At 71.6% G+C, this 3,680-nt stretch carries 3 protein-coding genes and 1 pseudogene; all 4 read right to left on the bottom strand.

Annotated elements, in window-relative coordinates; translation table 11 throughout:
• Nucleotides 1–576: thiamine pyrophosphate-binding protein (locus AB0G02_RS31345; RefSeq protein WP_360801244.1), on the bottom strand; the 576-nt coding region annotated here is incomplete at its 3' end.
• Nucleotides 577–603: 27 nt separating this feature from the next.
• Nucleotides 604–1,428 (bottom strand): type 1 glutamine amidotransferase domain-containing protein, encoded by an 825-nt coding sequence (locus AB0G02_RS31340; protein WP_360801241.1) that lies wholly within the window; start codon nucleotides 1,426–1,428, stop codon nucleotides 604–606.
• An 84-nt stretch (nucleotides 1,429–1,512) separates the two neighbouring features.
• Nucleotides 1,513–3,303, bottom strand: coding sequence for a 1,4-alpha-glucan branching protein GlgB (gene glgB / locus AB0G02_RS31335; RefSeq protein WP_360801238.1), 1,791 nt, complete (start codon nucleotides 3,301–3,303; stop codon nucleotides 1,513–1,515).
• A gap of 1 nt (nucleotide 3,304) precedes the next feature.
• Nucleotides 3,305–3,680: pseudogene (locus AB0G02_RS31330) on the bottom strand (aminoglycoside phosphotransferase); the annotation flags it as partial.

The raw sequence follows: 3,680 nt of genomic DNA, 5'->3' as shown, positions 1-3,680 counted from the left end.
GTCCAGCTCGTCCGGGACGGGCCGGACCGCGCGGCTGGGGATGGTGCTGCGGACGGCGTACTCGGTGTTCACCGCGTCGAGCACGTCCATCGGCAGCGCGACGAAGACCGGTCCGCGCGGCTCCGTCATCGCCGTCTTCACCGCGCGCCGCATGACGCGCAGCAGCGAGTCGGGGTGGGTGACGCGCGTGGCGTACTTCGTGACCGGTCGGGCCATCGCCACCAGGTCGGTCGCCATCTGCGAGTCCATGGCGTCGTACTTGACGCCCGCCTCGCCCGCGATGACGACCAGCGGCGAGTGGCCGCGCATCGCCTGGTACAGCATGCCGATCCCGTTGCCGAGGCCGACTCCCGTGTGCAGCTGCACGAGGGCGGGTCCGGCCGTGGCGCGGGCGTAGCCGTCCGCGATGCCGATGGCGACGGTCTCCTGCAGACCGAGCACGTACCGGAAACCGGGGTGGTGCTCCAGGGCGTCGAGCAGCCCCTGCTCCACCGTGCCGGGGTTGCCGAACACCGTCGTCAACCCGTCGGCGTGCCATTGTTCGAGAAGGGCGTTCTTGCCCCACCGTTCGGTCATTGACCTGCCCTCCACGGGATTTCGCGCTTACCAGCCGAATCGACGCAGACCGGATTCCAGGACCTCGACCAGCTTGTCACCGGCGAGGAACGAGTCCGGGGTCGAACGGGCGGTGATGAACGGGTAGTCCACGATCACCGACGTCTCCTTGCCGACGTTGCCGTGGAACTGGCCGTCGGGGCCGGTGGCGTCGCGCAGGATGTACTCCAGCGGGTACGGCGGCGGGCCCATGTTGAACTCGACGCCGACGAAGCCGGTGCCGTCCTTGTAGTCGTACTCCTTGCAGTGCCCGGTGACGTGCTTGCCCCAGATGATCGACTTGCGGTCGTCCCACTCGCGGGCGAACGCCAGGGCCGCGACGCCGTAGCACTCCCCGACGACCGGCTTGTCCGCGCGGATGAACGCGAGGATCAGCTCGTGCAGCCGGCCGTTGTTGGCCAGGTCGACGATGGGGCCCGAGCCGCCGACGATGACCAGCGCGTCGTACTCCGCGACGTCGTCGGCCAGGGTCGCGATCTCCCGGTAGTACGCCTCCATGGCCCGCAGCGGGTTGGGGACGCTCTCGTAGGGCCGCTCGGGGATCCACTCGGCCAGGCTGATCGGGTTGTCCAGCCGCGCCGACTCGTCCAGCTCCCTGGCCGCGACGGCCACCTCGGGGGTGGTCACCGACCGGCCGAGCGGCGGGTCGACGTAGCCGGGGTCGAGGCTGGGCGGGAGCGCGACCGGGCGCTTGCCGTTCGGGGTCGCGAACACGGCGGTGTAGCCCTGCCGGTCGCAGGCCACCAGCGGCCCGAGCAGCTCCTCCCCCCAGTAACCGAATTCGGAAAGGACGAAAAGAATTTTCTTGCTCACGTTCTCTCCTGAGCTGGTGTCGAATTCCGGAGAACCAACAATTCAATCATCGCCGGCCGCGGTGCCGATGACAAGGAAACGCGGTCAGCGGGCTTCCAGTGCGCCAGGTGCGCAATTTTCCGTGCAGTCCGGCCGAAAGAGCCACATCACGCTGGACGCGGGCAGGGTGAGCGGGCCGCCGTCGTGCACGGCGGCGTGGACGTCCTCGGTGGCCAGCAGCACGGTCCACGGACCGCCGCCGGTGTCCAGCGACTGCGGCACGCCGGAGAAGTTCGCCGCGCACAGCAGCGTCCCGTCGGGTCCGGTGCGCCGGAACGCCACCACGTTGCGCTCGGGATCGCTGGTGTGCCAGGCGAACGCGCCCGGGTCGTGGTCGGTGGCGTGCAACGCCGGTGTGCGCCGGTAGACCTCGTTGAGGCGGCGCACCAGGTCCCGCACGCCCTGGTGCAAGGGGTCGTCGACCAGCTCCCAGGGCAGCGACGCGTCGCAGTCCCACTCGGACACCTGGCCGAACTCGCCGCCCATGAACAGCAGCTGCTTGCCGGGGTGCGCCCACATGTAGGCGAGCAGCGCGCGCAGACCCGTGGCCCGCTGCTTGTCGTCGCCGGGCAGGCGCTGCCACAGCGAGCCCTTGCCGTGCACGACCTCGTCGTGCGACAGCGGCAGGACGTACCGCTCGTGCCACGCGTAGTCGAGGGGCAGGGTCAGCTCCCCGTGGTGGGCGGCGCGGTGCACGGGGTCGTGGCCCAGGTAGCCGAGCACGTCGTGCATCCACCCGAGGTTCCACTTGAAGTCGAAGCCCAGGCCGTCCGGCGCCGTGACGCCCGGCCAGGCCGTGGACTCCTCCGCGATCACCAGCGCGCCGGGCACCTCCCGCCGCACGGTGTCGGTGAGCTCCTTGAGCAGCGCCACCGCTTCCAGGTTCTCGTTGCCGCCGTGCGCGTTGGGCGTCCACTCGCCGGGTCCGCGCGAGTAGTCCAGGTACAGCATCGACGACACCGCGTCCACGCGCAGGCCGTCCAGGTGGAACTCCTGGAGCCAGTACAGCGCCGAGGCGATGAGGAAGCCGCGCACCTCCGGCCGGCCGAAGTCGAAGATGTAGGTGCCCCAGTCGGGGTGCTCGCCGCGCCGGGGGTCGGGGTGCTCGTACAGCGCGGTGCCGTCGAACCGGCCCAACGCCCAGGCGTCGCGGGGGAAGTGGGCGGGCACGAAGTCCAGCAGCACCCCGATCCCGGCGCCGTGCAGGTGGTCGACCAGGTAGCGGAAGTCGTCCGGGTCGCCGAACCGGGCCGTGGGCGCGAAGTACGAGCTGACCTGGTAGCCCCAGGAGCCGCCGAACGGGTGCTCGGTCACCGGCATCAGCTGCACGTGCGTGAAGCCGAGGTCCCGTGCGTAGCGGGCCAGGTGGTGCGCGAGCTCCCGGTAGCCCAGGCCCTTCATCCAGGAGCCCGGGTGCACCTCGTAGATGCTGATCGGCTCACGGGCCCAGTCGCGCCGGCGGCGGGCCAGGAAGTCCGCGTCCGTCCAGCGGTGCCCGGACTCGAACACCACGGAGGCGTTGGCGGGCGGGCACTCCGCGGCCCGCGCCATCGGGTCCGCCTTCTCCCGCCACCTCCCGTCCACGCCCAGCACCTCGTAGCGGTAGCGCGTGCCCGGCCGCGCGCCGGGCACGAACAGCTCCCACACACCACCCTCGCGCCGGTGCATCGCCCGGCCGGTCCAATCGTCGAAGTCGCCGCGCACCAGCACCTCCCGGGCTGCGGGGGCGAGGACCGCGAACGACACGCCTTCGGGTGTCGCGTGCGCGCCCAGCACCTCCCACAGCCTCGGGTGCCGGCCTTCGGCGACGAGCCGGAAGTCGTCGTCCGTCGGCATGTCACCCCGCCCTCCCCGACGCGGCCACGAACTCCTCGACCGCGCGCAGCGGCACGCCCACCCAGTCCGGGCGGTTGCGGGTCTCGTAGCCGACCTCGTAGATCGCCTTGTCCAGTCGATAGGCCAGCAGCAGCGCGGGGTCCGGCGCCCGGCCCGCGCGGTCGGCGTAGCCCGCCAGGAACTCCCGTTCGGCCGCCTCCACCCAGTCGCGGTCGGGCGTGCGGCTCGCCGCGTAGACCCACGACCGCAGCACGCCCGCCACGTCGCGCACCGGCGAGTCCCACGCCGCGCGCCCCGGGATGGGCGTCCCGGGCTCTCCCTCGACGTCGATGAGCCGCCACCCCCGATCGGTGGCCAGCACCTGCCCGTCGTGCAGG

Source organism: Actinosynnema sp. NPDC023658 (genome assembly GCF_040639995.1).
In the GTDB taxonomy this organism is placed as follows: Bacteria; Actinomycetota; Actinomycetes; order Mycobacteriales; family Pseudonocardiaceae; genus Actinosynnema.
The sequence above is the reverse complement of the archived record's forward strand: the minus strand, read 5'-3'. Positions and strand labels throughout refer to the sequence as shown.